The sequence below is a fragment of the Streptomyces sp. NPDC004126 genome (assembly GCF_050275515.1).
Taxonomy (GTDB): domain Bacteria; phylum Actinomycetota; class Actinomycetes; order Streptomycetales; family Streptomycetaceae; genus Streptomyces.
The window spans coordinates 84,859-103,342 of record NZ_JBNNPF010000005.1 but is presented as its reverse complement, the minus strand read 5'-3'; the positions used below and the strand labels follow the sequence as shown (position 1 = coordinate 103,342).

13 protein-coding genes and 1 pseudogene are annotated in these 18,484 nt (G+C 70.7%); 4 read left to right on the top strand and 10 right to left on the bottom strand.

The window, feature by feature from the left end:
• The first annotated feature begins 2 nt into the window (after nucleotides 1-2).
• Both ACQKM2_RS07035 and ACQKM2_RS07030 read left to right on the top strand, forming a co-directional pair.
• The gene (locus ACQKM2_RS07035; protein ID WP_427707272.1) at nucleotides 3-1,481 is read left to right on the top strand and encodes a branched-chain amino acid ABC transporter substrate-binding protein; all 1,479 of its coding nucleotides are present in this window, start codon (nucleotides 3-5) and stop codon (nucleotides 1,479-1,481) included.
• A 219-nt stretch (nucleotides 1,482-1,700) separates the two neighbouring features.
• Entirely contained in the window at nucleotides 1,701-2,129 is a 429-nt protein-coding gene (locus ACQKM2_RS07030) for a nuclear transport factor 2 family protein (RefSeq protein ID WP_427707271.1), read from the top strand.
• A gap of 506 nt (nucleotides 2,130-2,635) precedes the next feature.
• On the opposite strand, the gene ACQKM2_RS07025 is transcribed toward ACQKM2_RS07030, so the two are convergent.
• A complete protein-coding gene (locus ACQKM2_RS07025) occupies nucleotides 2,636-3,724 on the bottom strand; it encodes a C40 family peptidase (RefSeq protein WP_427707270.1) in 1,089 nt (362 codons plus the stop codon).
• 97 nt (nucleotides 3,725-3,821) lie between these two features.
• Between ACQKM2_RS07025 and ACQKM2_RS07020 the strand changes: the two are divergent.
• A pseudogene (locus ACQKM2_RS07020) lies at nucleotides 3,822-4,001 on the top strand (HSP18 transcriptional regulator); the annotation flags it as partial.
• Nucleotides 4,002-4,318: 317 nt separating this feature from the next.
• Here the strand turns inward: ACQKM2_RS07020 and ACQKM2_RS07015 are convergent.
• Together ACQKM2_RS07015 and kdpF are read right to left on the bottom strand one after the other, a co-directional pair.
• On the bottom strand, nucleotides 4,319-6,865 hold the full coding sequence (locus tag ACQKM2_RS07015) for an ATP-binding protein (protein WP_427707269.1): 2,547 nt from the start codon (nucleotides 6,863-6,865) through the stop codon (nucleotides 4,319-4,321).
• 1 nt (nucleotide 6,866) lies between these two features.
• Entirely contained in the window at nucleotides 6,867-6,956 is a 90-nt protein-coding gene (kdpF, locus tag ACQKM2_RS07010; protein ID WP_427707268.1) for a K(+)-transporting ATPase subunit F, read from the bottom strand.
• A gap of 211 nt (nucleotides 6,957-7,167) precedes the next feature.
• On the opposite strand from kdpF, the gene ACQKM2_RS07005 reads away from it, so the two are divergent.
• Nucleotides 7,168-8,730, top strand: a complete 1,563-nt coding sequence (locus ACQKM2_RS07005; RefSeq protein ID WP_427707267.1) for a Na+/H+ antiporter — start codon at nucleotides 7,168-7,170, stop codon at nucleotides 8,728-8,730.
• Between the two features lie 315 nt (nucleotides 8,731-9,045).
• Here ACQKM2_RS07005 and ACQKM2_RS07000 read toward each other — a convergent pair whose 3' ends face one another.
• The 7 genes from ACQKM2_RS07000 to kdpA form a co-directional block, all read right to left on the bottom strand.
• Complete coding sequence (locus tag ACQKM2_RS07000; protein WP_427707389.1) at nucleotides 9,046-9,120, bottom strand: 50S ribosomal protein bL37; 75 nt, start codon at nucleotides 9,118-9,120, stop codon at nucleotides 9,046-9,048.
• Nucleotides 9,121-9,137: 17 nt separating this feature from the next.
• On the bottom strand, nucleotides 9,138-9,944 hold the full coding sequence (locus tag ACQKM2_RS06995) for an SDR family NAD(P)-dependent oxidoreductase (RefSeq protein WP_427707266.1): 807 nt from the start codon (nucleotides 9,942-9,944) through the stop codon (nucleotides 9,138-9,140).
• Between the two features lie 649 nt (nucleotides 9,945-10,593).
• Complete coding sequence (locus ACQKM2_RS06990; protein WP_427707265.1) at nucleotides 10,594-13,140, bottom strand: ATP-binding protein; 2,547 nt, start codon at nucleotides 13,138-13,140, stop codon at nucleotides 10,594-10,596.
• Nucleotides 13,141-13,176: 36 nt separating this feature from the next.
• Nucleotides 13,177-13,866, bottom strand: coding sequence for a response regulator (locus tag ACQKM2_RS06985; protein ID WP_427707264.1), 690 nt, complete (start codon nucleotides 13,864-13,866; stop codon nucleotides 13,177-13,179).
• A gap of 124 nt (nucleotides 13,867-13,990) precedes the next feature.
• A complete protein-coding gene (locus ACQKM2_RS06980; RefSeq protein WP_427707263.1) occupies nucleotides 13,991-14,707 on the bottom strand; it encodes a potassium-transporting ATPase subunit C in 717 nt (238 codons plus the stop codon).
• A 6-nt stretch (nucleotides 14,708-14,713) separates the two neighbouring features.
• The gene (gene kdpB / locus ACQKM2_RS06975) at nucleotides 14,714-16,822 is read right to left on the bottom strand and encodes a potassium-transporting ATPase subunit KdpB (protein WP_427707262.1); all 2,109 of its coding nucleotides are present in this window, start codon (nucleotides 16,820-16,822) and stop codon (nucleotides 14,714-14,716) included.
• Entirely contained in the window at nucleotides 16,819-18,483 is a 1,665-nt protein-coding gene (gene kdpA / locus ACQKM2_RS06970; protein ID WP_427707261.1) for a potassium-transporting ATPase subunit KdpA, read from the bottom strand. The genes kdpB and kdpA overlap by 4 nt, the downstream gene beginning before the upstream one ends.
• Nucleotide 18,484: the final 1 nt, after the last annotated feature.

Here is an 18,484-nt window from a genome sequence, read left to right as displayed (position 1 = left end):
GCGTGCCCAGACTCGAATGGCCCCTGCACGTCGTACGCCGCGTCGCCCTCGCCGCCGTGGCCGCCGTCGTACTGGTCGCCGCGTTCTGGCTGGGGGCCGGCTGGCTTCAGGAGCGCCAGGCGAGATGCGGGGACGGAGTCGTCGAACAGGGACCGGACGACGAGTGTGTCGGAGTGACCGACGGCTCCTACGCCTTCGCCCCGCACCTCGACGCCGTCAGCAAGAAGATCGAGGAGGAGAACCGCAGGGTCCTCGCCAACGCCGACAAGGAACCGTACGTCAGCGTCGCCTACTTCACCTCGTTCACCACCACGGCCGAGGACAGCAACTCGGCCGAGGGCGTCCGCCACGAACTGCAGGGCGCCTACCTCGCCCAGTACCGGCACAACCAGGGCGACCTCGCCGCCACCCCGAAGATCCGCTTGCTCATCGCCAACCCGGGCAGCAGGTCCGTGCGGTGGAAGCACACCGTCGACGAGCTGATCGCCCGCAAGGACTCCCCGGACCGGCTGGTCGCGGTGGCGGGCCTGGGGCCCAGCACCAAGGAGAACCTCGCGGCCATCCAGCGCCTCTCCGAGAACGGCATCGCCATGGTCGGCGCCACCATGACCGCCACGAACATCCAGGGCATCAACGGCTTCGTACGGATCGCCCCCACCAACGAGGACGAGGCGTACGCGGCCGCCGGCTACCTCAAACGGCGCGGCGTCGCCACCGCCGTCGTCCTCCAGGACGTGGCGGAGGGAAACCTCTACGCCTCGACCCTCGGCACGGCCTTCACCAAGGCCTTCCAGGAAGGCGACAAGCACAGGCTCGTCTCCGAGCGGATGACCTACGACTCCTCCGTCAGCAGCGCCTGGCAGAACGAACTGCGCTACATCCCGGGGCAGCTGTGCCAGCAGCGCCCGCAGCTCGTCTACTTCGCGGGCCGCGGCAGGCACCTCACCCACTTCCTCGACGCGCTCTCCAACCGCAGCTGCACCGACCAGCAGTTCACCGTGTTCGCCGGGGACGACACGACCAACCTGAGCGCCGAGCAGCTCGCCCACGCCGCCGAGACGGGCATCGAGGTGCTGTACACGGGCCTCTCCCACCCCGACATGTACCGCTCCGCGCCCCAGGCGGTGTCCGCGCCGTCCGCGAAGAACTTCCAGCCCGGCGGGCTGCTGGACCAGTGGTTCCCGCACGACCCCCGTGCGGACGGCGGGGCGCTGATGGGCCACGACGCGGTCCTCACCGCCGCCCACGGCATCCAGATGGCCGCCCGTTGGCAGGGACAGGTCGCCGGTGACGCCGTGGCCCGGATGTTCCACCAGATGGACGGCACCCAGCAGGTGGCCGGGGCCAGCGGCTTCATCTCCTTCCAGAACAACGGCAATCCGCGCAACAAGGCCGTCCCGATCCTGCGCCTCAACGGCAAGGGCCAGGTCGAATTCGTCGAGGTGTCGGCGGCGGAGGGCAAGCCGCCGCAGGAGCAGTGACGCCGTCCTGATTCCGCACGTTATTCGAGTCCGGTGAGCCCCGCGATCTCCGCGGGGTCGTCGAGGGCCCCGGGGCGCACGGCGAGGGACCGGAGTCGGGGCAGTCCCTTGAGCGGTGCGAGGCTGACGGATGTGTCCCACCAGTCGAAACATCCTGGTCGTGGGGGTGAGGGGCCCATTAGGGTGCCTGGCGGACACGCATGAGGTAGGAGGAAGTTGATGAGCACTAAAGATCCAAAGGTCGCGGCGGTCGAGAAGTTCTTCACCGCCTACGCTGCCGGTGACGTAGATGGCATGAGCGCCGTCCTGGCTCCGGACATCGAGTGGAGCATTCCCGGACGCCACCCGCTGTCCGGCATCAAGCGAGGGGTCGCCGAGGTCCGGAGCTTCTTCGACCAGTTGGGCAAGGCCGGGTTCCAGGCAGACCCCATCTTCTTCGGCAGCAACGACGACTACGTCGTCGACATTCACCGCGGATGGACCACCGAAGGGGTGGGCGAGGTGGACACCACCTGGGCCCTGGTGTGGCACTTCAACGCCGACGGCCAGGTCGACCGAGTGATCAACCTCAGCGGGGACCAGCATCAGATGGACAACTTCATCTGGGGGAACTTCTCCCTGGCACCGCTTCCCGACCGTCTCGGCTGACCGAGATGACCCTCGGCAACCAACCCTCGGACCGCGGGCACCGGTTGTAGAGGAACACGGAATGCTCCCACGGGTTGCCCCGCTGTCAATCGCGGGGCAACCCGTAGGGCTCGTCCCGTTGCAGGAGCTGAGCAAGGCCCGAGCAGGTCCGGCATGCGGCCGGCCAGGAGGCGGACACCGACCCCCGGCTCCTCGCAGTGGTACCGGACACCTTCATGCGGGCCCTGCCCCACACCCTCCGGAACGTCCACGCCCCCGCCGGGACGCAGGTTCGCGTCGACGTCGACGGCCGGGCGGCGGCAGCTGGGCCGCCCCGGATCGTGTCCGTCGTCTACTGACCTCGGACCTACCCGGGGCGGAACCACCCGCCGACACACCCCCAGAAGCCGCCGGGCCCGCGCCGGACCACCCCGCGCCTCGTCCGGACGAGCCGAGCGCCCGGCTGATCACCGGTACCGCCGGCGCCGCCAGGATCTCAACTCGAACGGACTGCTGTCGTAAGGGCGTCAGCGGGTGAGGAAGCGGGTGGCGCCGACGTAGACGCGGCCGGTGGAGCCGATGGGCTCCTCCCTGACGGGGTCACCCGTCCGAGGTGAGTTGATCATCATGGGTTCGCCGTTGCGCGTTCCCGTGTAGATGCCGACGTGGGTGACCTCGGTGCCGGTGGCGGGGCGGAAGGCGACGACGTCGCCGGGGCGGAGGTCCTCCGTACGGCTGATCCTCACCCCCGCGGCCGATCCGGCGGGTACCTGTCCGCCGCCGGCGTCGAACTGGGGCTGGGCGTCGCGGGGGATCGTCACGCCGAGCGCGGAGTAGACCTGGCCGGTGAGGCCGGAGCAGTCGTAGCCGAATCCGGAGGTGCCCGACCACAGGTAGGGCAGGCCCAGGAAGGCGCGTGCGGCGGCGACGACGTCCGCGCCGCTCGGCGCGGACGGCACCCTTGCCAGGTCGTCGGCCCGGAAGAACACCCGGCCGCCGGCGGGGGAGTGGGCGGTGACCACTCCGGGCAGCGGGCCGGCCTCCACCGGGAAGGAGGTGTTGTACGAGTACTCGCCGACCTGCCCGGATCCGCGGCCGTCGAGCGCGGCCCGGGCGGTGGCGAAGCCCCGGGCCGTGGGGCGGGCGACGCGTTCCTCGTGCGTGCCGCCGGGCGGGCGCCGGTGCTCCCGGGTCAGTTGGCGGTCGGGAATCCAGCCGGGGTAGGCGCCCCGTCCGGCCTGGTCCCTGGGGGTGGGCTGGCCGTGCACCCATACGTGGTCCCAGAGCAGACCGCCGTGCCACTCGCTGCGGTCGACGGTCACCCGGATGCCGTGGAGGGCCTGCGTCTCCCCGGCGACCTCGCGCCGCTCGTCCAGGGTCATGCCGGCCAGCCAGCCCCGGACGTCGGCGGGACGGGTGGTCGCCGGGGCGTCCACGGGGCGTACCTGGTCGGGGCTGACCCAGACCTGGGCGACCGTCACGTCGACGTAGCAGGTCGGGGCGCCGTCGCAGGGGCGTGGCGCGGCTGTGGGGGCGCCAAGGGCCGAGGCGGCCGGAGAGATGAGGGCGAGGAACGCTGCGGCAGCGGCCGTCAGGACGGTCTTCACGGAATCCATGGGTCGATCCTGTCCAGGACGCCACACCCGCGAACCCATCCCACCCGGTCGGCCCCGACGGCGGTCACGACCCGCTCCGGATCGGACGTCTCGGGTTGCCGATGCAGCTGGGCCGACCCGGCAGGGCCGCCAGGCTGCCGAACGCCGCTACTTGCGGCTCCGTCCCGGCAAGGCCGGCAGCACCGGCGAGGAGCGCGTCCAGGCCACCCGTGACACGCGCGCCGCCGACCGCAGCGTGAACGCCCGGGCCCGCGACAACGCGGGCGCCCTGCGCCGCCCTGAGGCCCGAGGATTCCGAGCTTGCCGACCGCATCGACGGCCTGACGGGCTGTGAACAGGAGGAACGCGACACCGATCGCCGAGCGCTGCTCACCGGCCCAGCGGGTGGCCTGCGTGAAGCGTCGTTCGGGAACCAGCTGCCGTCCGGCGCGGTCGACCGGTCCCAGTACGTCGTCACCGGCGCCGGCCTCCAGGGACCGCGCGGCTTCCTCACCCACGACCGCACCGGGGCCATCACCGGAGCCGACCTCGGAGGCCCACTCTTCAACCGGGTCTCCCCGAAGGCCCGGTAACGGCTTTGGAGCCGAAACCCGATCAGAGGCGTTCTGCCCGTGCATCGGTCGCGACGGGCAGGGACAGGACCATGGTCAGGCCCCCGCCCGGAGTGTCCTCGGGGGTGAGCGTGCCGTCCATCGCCTCGGTCAGGCCCCGGGCCAGAGCGAGCCCGAGGCCGAGTCCGGCGGTGTTGTCGCGGTCGCCGAGGCGCTGGAAGGGTTCGAACATGCGCTCCCGGTCGTCGGCGTCGATCCCGGGGCCCCGGTCGGCGATCCTGATCTCGACCCGCCCGGCCAGCGCGCTGGCGGTGACCAGCACGGGGAGGTCGGCGGGCGCGTGGCGGACCGCGTTGCCGACGAGGTTGGCCAGTACGCGTTCCAGCAGGGGGGGATCGGCCAGCAGCGGCGGTACGGCTTCCAGGGTCTGCACGTCCAGGGCCTGCAGGCCCTCCGGTACCGGGTCCAGGGAGTCCAGCGCGGCCGGCAGGACCTCCTCGAGGGTGGTGGCACGCAGGTCGAGGGTGAGGGCGCCGGCCTGCAGGCGGCTGAGGTCGAGCAGGTTCTCGACGAGGCGGTTCAGCCGGTTCAGGGACGCTTCGGCGGAGCCCAGCAGCTCCGCCCGGTCCTCGGCGGAGAAGTCGACGTCCGAGGCGCGCAGGGAGGTGACCGCCGCCAGTGCCCCCGCCAGCGGTGTCCGCAGGTCGTGGCCGACGGCCCGGAGCAGGGCGGTCCGCAGCCGGTCGGCCGCCTTGATCGGCTCGACCTCGGCGGCGGCCTCGGCCAGGCGGGCCCGTTCGACGGCCGCGCCGACGTGGGCGGCGAACGCGGCCAGGACCCGGCGCTCGGAGGAGGGCAGCGTACGGCCGCGCAGGACGAGGAAGGCGCCGGGCCCGGCGGCGACCACCAGGGCGGGATCCGGAGAGCCGTCGGCAGCGGGGGCCTGCGGGGCCAGTTCGACGGTGTTCATGCCGAAGGTCTCCCGGGCGCGCTCCAGCAGCGCGGGAATGGTCTGGTCGCCGCGGACGATGCTTCCGGCGAGGGAGGACATGGTCTCCGCCTCGGCCGTGGCGCGCGCGGAACGCCGGGAGAGCCGCAGGGACCGGTCGGCCGCGGCGGCGACGGTGGCGGCCACACCGGCGAACACCGCCAGTGCCAGCACGCTGTCCGGGTCGCTCATGGTGAACTCGCCGATGGGCGGCATGAACCAGTAGTTCAGGAGCAGGGCCGCGGTCAGCGCCGCGAGCAGGGCGGAGGCCACTCCGCCGATGCATGCCACGGCCACGACGGTCACCAGGAACAGCAGGGCCTCGCTCGTGAGGTTGAGGGTGCCGCGCATGCGGTCGAGGGCGAACGTGAGCAGTAAGGGGAGCACCAGCGCGGCCACGGGTCCGGCGACGAGCCGGGAGGTGGGAAGCGTGCGGCGCCGAGAGGGCAGGAGGCGGCCGTGGCCGGCCCGCTCGTGGGTGACCATGTGGACGTCGATGTCCTCGGACAGGGCCACCACCGTCTCGCCGATCCCGCGGCCAGTGAGGAAACGTTCCAGCCGACGGCGGCGGCTCGTGCCGAGGACGAGCTGGGTGGCGTTCTCCGCCGTCGCGAAGTCCACCAGTGCGGTGGGCACTTCGTCCCCGACGACCGAGTGGTAGCTGCCGCCCAGGCTCTCGACCAGCGCCCGCTGCCCGGCCAGTGCCGCGTGGGAGACGCCGGCGGCGAGCCCGTCGCTCCGCGCCACGTGCACGGCGAGCAGTTCGCCGCCCGCCGCCCGGCCGGCGATGCGGGCCGCGCGTCGGATCAGGGTCTCGCCCTCGGGGCCGCCGGTGAGGGCGACCACGACCCTTTCCCTGGTTTCCCAGACGGTCCCGATGCCGTGCTCGGTGCGGTACCTGTGGAGGGCCTCGTCCACGCGGCCGGCCAGCCACAGCAGCGCCAGCTCCCGCAACGCGATGAGATTGCCGGGACGGAAGTAGTTGGCGAGGGAGGCGTCGACCCGTTCAGGGGGATAGATGTTGCCGTGCGCCATCCGGCGCCTGAGCCCCTCGGGAGGTATGTCGACCAGCTCGATCTCATGGGCGCGCCGCACGAACTCATCGGGTACGGTCTCGCGCTGCGGCACACCGGTGATCTTCTCGACGACATCGCGCAGCGACTCCAGGTGCTGGACGTTGAGGGTCGTGACCACGTCGATCCCGGACGCGAGGATCTCCTCGACGTCCTGCCAGCGCTTCGCGTGCCGCTCACCCCCGGGCACGTTGGAGTGCGCGAGTTCGTCGATCAGAACCACCTGCGGCCGCCTGGAGAGCACCGCCTCCCGGTCCAACTCCGGGTACCGGCCGCCCCGGTACTCGAGGTCGGCAGGCGGCAGGCGTTCGAGTCCGTGGAGCTTGGCCTCCGTGTGCCGGCGCCGGTGGCACTCCACGAGGCCGGCCACCACGTCCGCGCCGCGGGCCACCCGGCGGTGCGCCTCGTCGAGCATCGAGAACGTCTTGCCGACTCCGGGAGCCGCGCCGAGGAAGACCTTGAGCCTTCCGCGCGGTACGACGGGCTGCTCCGGCACGGTCGCCGGGATCGTCTCGTTCGTGGTCGTCATGTCAGAACTTCTCGGGGAAGAACAACGCCAGGACCAGATACCCGACGATGCAGACCGCGACGACGATGCCCACGACATTCTCCGTGCTCAACCGAACCGACTCCTCGATACGTCCTCAACCTCACCAGCGAACAGCAGCGAAGCCATGGACGAAACGTCCCTTACGCACTCCTGATGCCGCTCGGCGGGGACTTTGACGGCGTATTGACGCCCATTGCGCCGATAGGGTGAAGGCGGTGTGCCGGGAAGCCTGGTCGGCGTCGCGGGACCGCATGGTCCGCGTCGATTCGGGTGGGGGCGGAATGCGCAGCGTCGGTACGGTCTTGATCCTCGTGGTGTTGGCCACGCTGGTGGCAACGGGTGCCCGCCGATGGCGAATTCCCGTGCCCTCGCTGCTCGTTGTCGCGGGCATCGTCGTCGCACTGGTGCCCGGCACTCCCGAGATCCGCGTCAGCCCCGAGGTCATCGGCCTCGTCGTCCTGCCGCCCCTGCTGTACGCCGGCGCCGAGGAACTTCCCTGGCGGGAACTGCGCCTGGTGTGGAAGCCGGTGAGCGTGCTCGCGGTGGGTCTGGTGCTGGCCTCGGCGGCCGCGGTCGGTGCGGTCGCCTCGCTGCTCACCCCGCTGTCCTGGCAGATGGCGCTGGTCCTGGGCGCCGTCCTCGCGAGTACGGACCCGGTGGCCGTCACGGCACTGGGCCGGCGCCTCGCCCTGCCGCCCCGGGTTCAGGTGCTGGTGCAGGCGGAGAGCCTTTTCAACGACGCCACCTCGCTCGTCCTCTTCCGGGTCGCCGTGGTCGTCGCCACGGCCTCCGCCGGAGTCTCCTGGCAGGCGGCGGGCGCCGAGTTCGCTCTGCTCGCCGGTGGCGGCGTCCTGATCGGGGGTGCGGTCGCGGGAGTGGTGGCGCTGATCCGCCGCAGGACCGAGGACCCCGTACTGGAGACCGTCATCACCCTGGTGACCCCGTACGCCGCGTACGTCCTGGCCGAGGCGGTGCACGCGTCGGGCGTCACCTCCGTCGTCGTGGCGGGCGTCGTGATCGGGGGGCGGGCGGACCGGTTGACCAACGCCCGGATACGGCTCCAGCTGCACGCCGTCAACGGGACGGTGGTCTTCGTCCTGGAGAGCGTCGTCTTCAGCCTGATCGGACTCACCCTGCCGGCACAGGTAGCCGCTCTGACGGCCGCCGACCGGGCCTGGCCCCTGTATGCGCTGGCCGTCGCCGCGACACTGATCGCCGTGCGCCTGCTGTGGGTGCTCCCGCTCTCGGTCGTCGTCCAGAGCAACGCCGGCGCACGTCCTTCCTGGCGGGTCCCCGCCGTACTGACCTGGGCGGGCACGCGCGGTGTGGTGCCGCTGGCCGCGGCGCTCTCCATCCCGGTCGCGGCGGACGGCACGGGGCTGCTGGGCCAGCGCCCGCTCGTTCTCGTACTGACCACTTCGGTCGTGGTGTTCACCCTGGTCGCCCAGGGCTTCACCCTGGGCGGCGTGGTCCGCCGCTCGGGCATCGCCCTCGAACCCGACCACACCGAACGCGAGGAGGCCTCCACCCGCTGCAGCCTCGCCGCAGCAGGAATCCGGAGACTGGACGAGATGACGGACATCGAAGCCGTCCCCGACGTGGTGGCGGACCGGCTGCGGCGCAGCCTCCAGGCCCGCCTCGAACACGCCCGCGACCGCCTGGAGGAGGCCGACCTCGCCGAATCCGCCGACCACGTCTACCGGCTGCTGCGCCGCGACCTCATCCGGGTGGAGTCGGCGGAACTCCACCGGCTGTACGACGAACAGCACATCGGCGAAACCACCCGCCGAAGGCTCCAGCGCTCCCTGGACCTGGAGGAGGCGCGCCTCGACCTGGCCGGCTGAGGCAGGCGGTGGCGGTGGCGGTGGCGGTGGCCGACGGTCGGGGACGGGCAGGTCTGTCAGTGCACGCGCAGCGCCTCCGACCAGGGAAGATCCGGGTCCACCTGTGCCCGCTGTCAGTAGGGCGTCAATAAGGAGCAGTGCGCCGTCAGAGAGGCGTCAAGGTGGGGAGACGGTGTGCCGTGGCGACCGCAGAATGACCGACGGGGGAGCGGGCCGCTCCCCGTGACGCGAGGCCGGCGAGGGTGTGACGACCAACGCCGAGGCCGCACCGGTCCGGACCGCGGGGGTCGGACCGGTACCGATATGCGCGGAAGGTTACTGGCCGGGCTTGCGGCCGTGGTTGGCGCCCTTCCTGCGGCGGAACCTCTTCTTGCGGGCACGCTTCGACACGGCTGTGGCGGTTCCCTTCAGGCGGTGTGGCCGACGAGGAGGTCGGCGAGCTTGTTGAGGCGCTTGACGGTGCGGTCCTCGGTGGCGGCGGGGGCCGGGGCGACCCGTTCGGAGCGGTCGTAGTAGGCGCCGTTGACGATCTCGGTGGCCGGGTCGCAGAGGTGTACGACGTGTCCGGCGCCATCGGCGGCGGACACGCCCTCGTGGGCGTAGAGGGGGAGCAGACCGGTCTCGCAGATGCCGGGGTGGACGGAGACGGCCGTGACCCGCGGGTCGGACGCGAAGACGGTCAGCGCGAGCTGGGACTGCGCATAGGCGGCGAGCCTCGAGTAGCGGCGCTCCCGGTTCGGGTCGCTCCACTGGATCGCGCCGGTGCGGTGGAGAGAGGACGACACGTTGACGACCCGGCCGCCCGGCTCGCTGGTGAGGGCCGGCTCCAGGAGGTTGGTGAGCAGGTAGTGGGCGAGGAAGTTGACCTGGAAGGCGATCTCGTTGCCGTCGACGGTGAGGGTGTGGCGCTCGGGGGCGGCGATGGCCGCGTTGTTGACGAGGACGTCGAGACGCGGGTGTTCGCGTACGACAGCGTGGGCCAGGTTCTCCACCTCCTCCAGGCGGGTGAAGTCGGCGGCGAGCGGCCGCACGGAAGCCGCACCGATGCCGGCCGTGGCGATGAGCCGGTCGGCGGCGGCCCGCGCCTCTTCGGCCGTGCGGCCGTGGAGGAGGACGACGGCGCCGTGCTCGGCGAGCCGGCGGGCGGTCTCGTAGCCGATGCCGGAGGTGGCGCCGGTGACGAGGACGGTGCGTCCGGACAGGGAAGAAGTCATGTGGGATTCCCGGATGAAGGCATGGCTGACATGCCCAGGGCCCGGCGGGAGGCCGGGACGTGGGCTCAGGTCATGCGGTGAAGGTGCTGAAGGTGAGCACGCGTACGCAGCCTCGGCCGTAGTCCCTCGGGACTACGGCGCGCCGTACGCGGAGTGACGCGGGCCGATGACCGACGTCAGATGTCAGACGACCGGGCGGCGGACGGCGGGCGCCGTCGGCTGCACCTGATTCGGTGGCCGATCGTCGTAGCGTGGACCGCTGTTCATGAACGCCATCCCACCGTACGGGGCGATCGGGAGGCAAGTCTTCCCGGGCTCCTTGACGGCCTTCTGATGTCTGCCGTCAGCGGCGCATCAAAGATCGACTTCCGGGCGGAAGGAACCCGTCAAGGAGTGCGGCCCGGGCCCCGGGCGGGCGTCAGACTGGTGCGGCGACGGTACGGGAAGACGGTCCCGGGGTGCGCGGCCCCGAAGGGCGGTGACCTGAACACCGCTGATTGCGGCGCCGAGTCCGGCTCGTGGGGGGTTCGGGCGAGGCGAACGCGTGCCTGGTCGACCGTCGCGCAACACATGAGCCGTCCGGCTTTCCGGTGTGGGGATACCGGGGCCGGACGGCTCGCGTGCTTCTGGGCGGAGCGCCGGTGGGGGGTCAGGTTACGGCTGAGGTCGGCAACTCCGCGGAGACCGGGGGAGTGCCGCCCGCCATGGGGAGGGTGAGGACCATGGTGAGGCCGCCGCCCGGGGTGTCCTCGGCGGTGAGGGTGCCTCCGATGGCCTCGGTGAAGCCGCGGGCGACGGCGAGGCCGAGGCCGACTCCGGCGCCGCGCGGGGCGTCGCCGTGGCGCTGGAAGGGTTCGAAGATGCGGTCCTTGGCCTCGTCCGGGACGCCGGGGCCCCGGTCGACGACGCGGAGTTCGACGCGGCTCCCCAGGGCGCTCGCGGAGACGTTGACGGGCCGGCCGTGGGGGCTGTACTTGACGGCGTTCTCGACGATGTTGGCGACGGCCCGTTCCAGCAGGCCCCGGTCGACGGCGACCATGGGGAGCGTCTCGGGGATGTCGAGTTCGACGCTGTCCTCCGGTACGCCGCCCAGGGCCATGGGGACGACCTCGTCGAGGTCGGTCTCACGGATGAGGGGGACGACGGTGCCGGTGTTGAGGCGGGACATGTCGAGGAGGTTCCCGATGAGGGCGGCGAGCCGGTCGGCGCCGTCCTCGATGCCTTCGAGGAGTTCGGCCTTGTCGTCCTCGGACCATTCGACGTCGTCGGAGCGCAGGGAGGTGACGGATGCCTTGATGCCGGCGAGCGGGGTGCGCAGGTCGTGGCTGACGGCGGCGAGCAGGGCGGTACGGATGCGGTTGGCCTCGGCGAGTTCGCGGGCTTTGCCGGCTTCGTCGACGAGGCGCTGCCGGTCGAGTACGACGGCTGCCTGGGCCGCGAAGGCGCCGAGGACGCGGCGGTCCTCGGCCGGGAGGACCCGGCCGGTGAGGGCGAGCGCCATGTTCTCGCCTATGGGCAGATCGACGTCCGCGTCCTCGGGCCGGGCCACGGAGCCGGTGCCAACAGCTGCGGCCGTGGTCCAGGGGTCAACCTCCGTGGTCCGCTCCAGCAGGACCACCGACTGCATGGCGAAGGTCTCGCGCAGCCGTTCCAGCAGGGCATCGAGGGAGTCCTCGCCGCGTAGGACGCTGCCGGCGAGGAAGGAGAGGATCTCGGATTCGGCGCGCAGGCGGGCGGCCTGGTGGGTGCGCCGAGCCGCGAGGTCGACCACGGATGCCACCGACACCGCCACACCCACGAAGATCGCGATGGCCACGATGTTCTTCGGGTCCGAGATGGTGAACTCGTGCAGCGGCGGGGTGAAGTAGTAGTTCAGCAGCAGGGACCCGAACGCCGCCGACGCGAGGGCGGGGAGCAGCCCGCCGAGGAGTGCGGCCGCCACGGTGAAGGTGAGGAAGAGCAGCATGTCGTTCGCGAGTCCGAGCTCCGGAACGAAGTGGCTCAGCAGGACGGAGAGCAGGGCGGGGCCGGCGATGCCGGTGAGCCAGCCCCAGATGATGCGGGCCCGGCCGAGCCGCGCGCCGCGGGCGGCGACGGGCAGGCGGCGGCCCTTGGCGGCTTCGTCGTGGGTGACGATGTGGACGTCGAGGTCCGGGCCGGACTCGCGGGCGACGGTGGCGCTGACGCCGGGGTTGAAGACGGACTGCCAGGAGCGGCGGCGGCTGACGCCGAGCACGATCTGGGTGGCGTTGCAGCCGCGGGCGAACTCCAGCAGGGAGTCGGAGATGTCGTCGCCTATGACGTGGTGGAAGGTGCCGCCGAGGTCCTCGACCAGGGTGCGCTGGACGGCGAGTTCCTTGGGCGAGGCGGAGGTCAGGCCGTCGCTGGCGGCGATGTACACGGCGAGGACCTCGCCGCCGGCGCCCTTCTCGGCGAGGCGGGCGGCGCGGCGGATGAGGGTGCGGCCCTCGGGGCCGCCGGTGAGGCCGACGACGATCCGCTCGCGGGCCTGCCAGGTCGAGCGGATGTTGTGCTCGCCCCGGTACTCCTGGAGGTACTCGTCGACCCGGTCGGCCACCCACAGCAGCGCGAGTTCGCGCAGCGCGGTCAGGTTCCCGGGCCGGAAGTAGTTCGAGAGGGCCGCGTCGACCTTGTCGGGCTTGTAGACGTTGCCGTGGGCCATGCGCCGCCGCAGGGCCTGCGGGGACATGTCCACCAGCTCGATCTGGTCGGCCCGGCGCGCGACCTCGTCGGGGACCGTCTCGCGCTGGCGGACCCCGGTGATCGTCTCGACCACGTCGCCCAGCGATTCCAGGTGCTGGATGTTCACGGTCGAGACGACGTCGATACCGGCCTGGAGGAGCTCCTCGACGTCCTGCCACCGCTTGGCGTTGCGCGAGCCGGGCACGTTGGTGTGGGCGAGTTCGTCCACCAGGGCGACGGCGGGCCGCCGCGCGAGGATCGCGTCCACGTCCATCTCGGTGAAGGTGGAGCCGCGGTACTCGATCTCGCGCCGCTCGATGATTTCCAGGCCGTGCAGCATCACCTCGGTCCGCGGCCGGCCGTGGTGCTCGACGAAGCCGACGACGCAGTCGGTGCCCCGCTCGACCCGGCGGTGTGCCTCGGAGAGCATCGAGTACGTCTTGCCGACGCCGGGTGCCGCGCCGAGGTAGATGCGGAGCTTGCCGCGTCCCATGTTCTGGCTCTTCTTCTCTGGTGGTGATCGGGGTGATCAGGGCTCGAAGCGGTATCCCATGCCCGGTTCGGTGATCAGGTACCGCGGGTGCGAGGGGTCCGGTTCCAGCTTGCGCCTCAACTGGGCCATGTAGACGCGCAGGTAGTTGGTGTTCTCCCGGTAGGTCGGGCCCCAGACCTCCAGCAGCAGCCGGCTCTGGGTGATCAGGCGACCGGGGTGGGTGAGGAGGATCTCCAGCAGGTGCCATTCGGTCGGCGTCAGGCGCACGGTGCGTTCGCCCCGGTACACCTTCTTCGCGACGAGGTCGACGGTGAACTCGTCAGTCGTGATCAGGGTGACCTTGTCGGGCTGGGTGGTCGTCGGCGCCTCCTGCCTGCGGGCGGCTGCCCGTAGCCTGGCGAGGAGCTCGTCCATGCTGAACGGTTTCGTCACGTAGTCGTCGGCGCCCGCGTCAAGCGCCCGGATCTTGTCTTCCGAGGTGTGGCGGGCGGACAGCACCAGTATGGGGACCAGGCTCCAATGACGGACGCCCTTGATGACTTCTATGCCGTCCATGTCGGGCAGCCCGAGGTCGAGGACGATGACGTCCGGTTTTTGCGCGGCCGCGAGTCTGAGGGCCGAGCCGCCGTCTCCGGCCTCCGTGACCTCGAATTTGCGCGCCTGGAGATTGATCTTGAGCGCGCGGACGAGCTGGGGATCGTCCTCCACCACCAGCACCCGGGTCATGGGTGTGCAGCCTTTCCCTCGTTGCGGGCACGGTAAGAAGCCGGCGGGGCGCTGGGGGTCCCTCCCAGCGGTAGCTGGGTGAGGTTCGCGCCCCGCCGGCTCTCAGGTCGTGCGATGTGGAGCATCAGCTCTTGGTCAGTGCCTTGAGCGCGATGTTGAGCTTGAGGACGTTGACGCGGGGCTCTCCCATGAACCCCAGGGTGCGTCCCTCGGTGTTCTGCTCGACGAGCTTCTCCACCTGCTTTACGTCGAGCTTGTTCTTCTCGGCGACCCGGTGGACCTGGAGCTCGGCGTACTCCGGGGAGATGCTGGGGTCGAGGCCGGAGCCGGAGGAGGTGACGGCGTCGGCCGGCACGTCCTCCGGCTTGACCGTGTGGCCGGCCGTGGAGTTGTCGGCGATCACGGCTTCCTTGGCGGCGACGACCTGCGCGCAGAGGGTGCCTTCCGCGGCGTCCTCGGTGCACTTGCCGTTTACGGCACCGTTGTCGGCGGCCCTGTTGGTGGCGCCGGAGAGGATCAGTGAGTACTGGGTGTTGACGCTGTTGACGCCGAGACCGTTGGAGGGGCGTGGCTGGAACCACTTCAGGTCCGGCTTCGCCGCCTCTTCGGGGTCGTCCGGGTTCTGCTTGGGCAGGTTGTAGGTCTGTCCGATGAGGGAGGAGCCGACGACGTTGCCGCTCTTGTCCTTGATCTCGGAGCCGTTGGCCTTGTCGTTGAAGAGGGCCTGGGCGATCCCGGTGACGGCGAGCGGGTAGATGACCCCGCAGATCACGGTCAGGACGAGCAGGGCCCGTAGGCCGGCCCCGATCAGACGCACGGTGCTGGATACGGAAGAGTTCATTGCCGATCAGCCGATTCCGGGGATGAGGGAGATGAGCAGGTCGATGATCTTGATGCCGATGAACGGGGCGATCAGGCCGCCGAGTCCGTAGAGGCCGAGGTTGCGGCGGAGCATCTTGTCCGCGCTGGTCGGCTTGTACTGCACGCCCTTCAGCGCGAGCGGGACGAGCGCGATGATGATCAGCGCGTTGAAGATGACGGCGGAGAGGATCGCGGACTCGGGGGAGGCCAGGCCCATGATGTTGAGCTTGTCCAGGCCCGGGTAGACCACGGCGAACATGGCCGGGATGATCGCGAAGTACTTCGCGACGTCGTTGGCGATGGAGAACGTGGTGAGCGCGCCGCGGGTGATGAGCAGCTGCTTGCCGATCTCGACGATCTCGATCAGCTTGGTGGGGTTGGAGTCCAGGTCCACCATGTTCCCGGCCTCCTTGGCGGCCGAGGTGCCCGTGTTCATCGCGACGCCGACGTCGGCCTGCGCGAGGGCGGGCGCGTCGTTCGTGCCGTCGCCGGTCATCGCGACGAGCTTGCCGCCCGCCTGCTCCCGCTTGATGAGGGCCATCTTGTCCTCGGGCGTCGCCTCCGCGAGGAAGTCGTCCACGCCCGCTTCCTCGGCGATGGCCTTGGCCGTCAGCGGGTTGTCGCCCGTGATCATGACGGTCTTGATGCCCATGCGGCGCAGCTCGTCGAACCGCTCGCGCATGCCCTCCTTGACGACGTCCTTCAGGTGGATGACACCGAGCACCCGGGCGCCCTTGTCGTCCTGGATGGCGACGAGCAGCGGGGTACCGCCGGCCTCGGAGATCCTGTCGGCGAGCGAGCCCGCCTCGTCGGTCACCTGGCCGCCCTGCTCCTTGACCCAGGTGATGACGGATCCGGCCGCGCCCTTGCGGGTCTGCTTCCCGTCCACGTCCACGCCCGACATGCGGGTCTGGGCGGTGAACGCGATCCACTCGGCGTGCTCCAGCTCGCCCTGGTGGCGTTCGCGCAGCCCGTACTTCTCCTTCGCGAGGACGACGATGGAGCGGCCCTCGGGGGTCTCGTCGGCCAGCGAGGACAGCTGGGCCGCGTCGGCCAGCTCGGCCTCCGTGGTGCCCTTGACGGGGACGAACTCGGAGGCCTGGCGGTTGCCGAGGGTGATGGTGCCGGTCTTGTCGAGCAGCAGCGTCGAGACGTCACCGGCAGCCTCGACCGCACGCCCCGACATCGCGAGGACGTTGCGCTGGACCAGGCGGTCCATGCCGGCGATGCCGATCGCGGACAGCAGGGCCCCGATCGTGGTGGGGATCAGGCAGACCAGCAGGGCCGTGAGCACGATCATCGACTGCTTGGCGCCCGCGTAGATCGCGAAGGGCTGGAGGGTGACGACGGCGAGCAGGAAGACGATGGTGAGGGACGCGAGGAGGATGTTGAGGGCGATCTCGTTGGGCGTCTTCTGCCGGGCGGCGCCCTCGACGAGGGCGATCATGCGGTCGATGAAGGTCTCGCCGGGCTTGGTCGTGATCTTGACGACGATCCGGTCGGAGAGGACCTTCGTGCCGCCGGTCACGGCCGAGCGGTCACCGCCCGACTCCCGGATGACGGGGGCGGATTCACCGGTGATGGCGGACTCGTCGACGGAGGCGACGCCCTCGACGACGTCTCCGTCGCCGGGGATGGTGTCGCCGGCCTCGCAGACCACGAGGTCGCCGATCCTCAGCTCGGTGCCCGGGACCTGCTCCTCGCCGAGGCCGTTCTTGGTCAGGCGGCGGGCGACGGAGTCGGTCTTGGCCTTGCGCAGGGTGTCGGCCTGGGCCTTGCCGCGGCCCTCGGCGACGGCCTCGGCGAGGTTGGCGAAGATCGTGGTCAGCCACAGCCAGGCGGTGATGGCCCAGCCGAACCAGTCCGTCGGGTCCTTCAGCGCGAGGGCTGTGGTGACGACCGACCCTACGAGGACGACGAACATGACCGGCGACTTGATCATGACGCGGGGGTCGAGCTTGCGGACGGCGTCGGGGAAGGACTTCAGGAGCTGCTTGGGATCGAAGAGTCCGCCGCCCACGCGTCCGGCGGCGGCCGGTTTGTGGCCGGTGGGCACGTCCTGGTGCGGAGCCCTGGTGGGTGTGGCGGTGCTCATGATGCGAGCCCTTCGGCGAGCGGTCCCAGCGCGAGGGCGGGGAAGTAGGTCAGACCGGTGACGATGAGGATCGTGCCGACGAGGAGGCCGGTGTAGAGCGGCTTGTCGGTACGGAGGGTGCCCGCGGTCTCGGGGACGGGTTTCTGCTCGGCGAGCGAGCCGGCCAGCGCGAGGACGAACACCATGGGCAGGAAGCGGCCCAGCAGCATCGCGATGCCGATGGTGCTGTTGAACCACTGGGTGTCGGCGTTCAGGCCGCCGAAGGCGGAGCCGTTGTTGTTGGCGCCGGAGGTGTAGGCGTACAGGACCTCGGAGAAGCCGTGCGCCCCGGAGTTGAGCATGGAGTGCGGCGGGGTCGGCAGGGCCATGGCCGCGGCCGTGAAGCCGAGGACCAGGGCCGGGGTGATCAGGATGTAGCAGGCCGCGAACTTGATCTCGCGGGTGCCGATCTTCTTGCCGAGGTACTCGGGGGTGCGGCCGACCATCAGGCCGGCGATGAACACCGCGATGATCGCCATGACGAGCATGCCGTAGAGGCCGGAGCCGACGCCGCCGGGGGCGATCTCGCCGAGCTGCATGCCCAGCAGCTGGATGCCGCCGCCCAGGCCGGTGTAGGAGGAGTGGAAGGAGTTGACCGCGCCCGTGGAGGTGAGGGTGGTGGCGACCGAGAAGATCGCGGAGGCTCCGATGCCGAAGCGGGTCTCCTTGCCCTCCATGGCGCCGCCGGCGACCTCGAGGGCCGGGCCGTGGTGCGCGAATTCGGTCCACATCATCAGCGCGGTGAAGCCGAGCCAGATCGTCGCCATCGTGGCGAGGATCGCGTAGCCCTGGCGCAGGTTCCCGACCATGCGGCCGAAGGTCCGCGTCAGCGCGAACGGGATGACCAGGATCAGGAAGATCTCGAACAGGTTGGAGAACGGGGTGGGGTTCTCGAAGGGGTGGGCGGAGTTGGCGTTGAAGTAGCCGCCGCCGTTGGTGCCCAGCTCCTTGATGACCTCCTGCGAGGCCACGGCCCCGCCGTTCCACTGCTGGGTTCCGCCCGTGAACTGGCCGACCTCGTGGATCCCGGAGAAGTTCTGGATCGCCCCGCACGCGACGAGGACGAGCGCGCCGATGACGGAGATCGGCAGCAGGATGCGGACGGTGCCGCGCACCAGGTCGGCCCAGAAGTTGCCGAGCTCGCCGGTGCGGGAGCGGGCGAAGCCCCGTACGAGGGCGACCGCGACGGCCATGCCCACCGCGGCGGAGACGAAGTTCTGGACGGCGAGGCCGCCGGTCTGTACGACGTGGCCCATGGCCTGCTCGCCGTAGTACGACTGCCAGTTGGTGTTGGCGACGAACGAGGCGGCGGTGTTGAACGCCTGGTCCGGGTCGATCGACTGGAAGCCGAGCGATCCGGGCAGGACGCCCTGGAGCCGCTGGAGGGCGTAGAGGAAGAGGACGCTCACCGCGGAGAAGGCGAGGACGCCGCGCAGGTAGGCGGGCCAGCGCATTTCTGCGGTGGGGTTGGCGCCGATGGCCTTGTAGATCCACTTCTCCGGTTTGTAGTGCTTCTCGGAGGAGTAGACGCGGGCCATGTGGTCGCCCAGGGGGCGGTAGGCCAGTGCGAGCGCGGCGATCAGTGCGAGGAGCTGGAGCACACCAGCGAGAACGGGACTCATC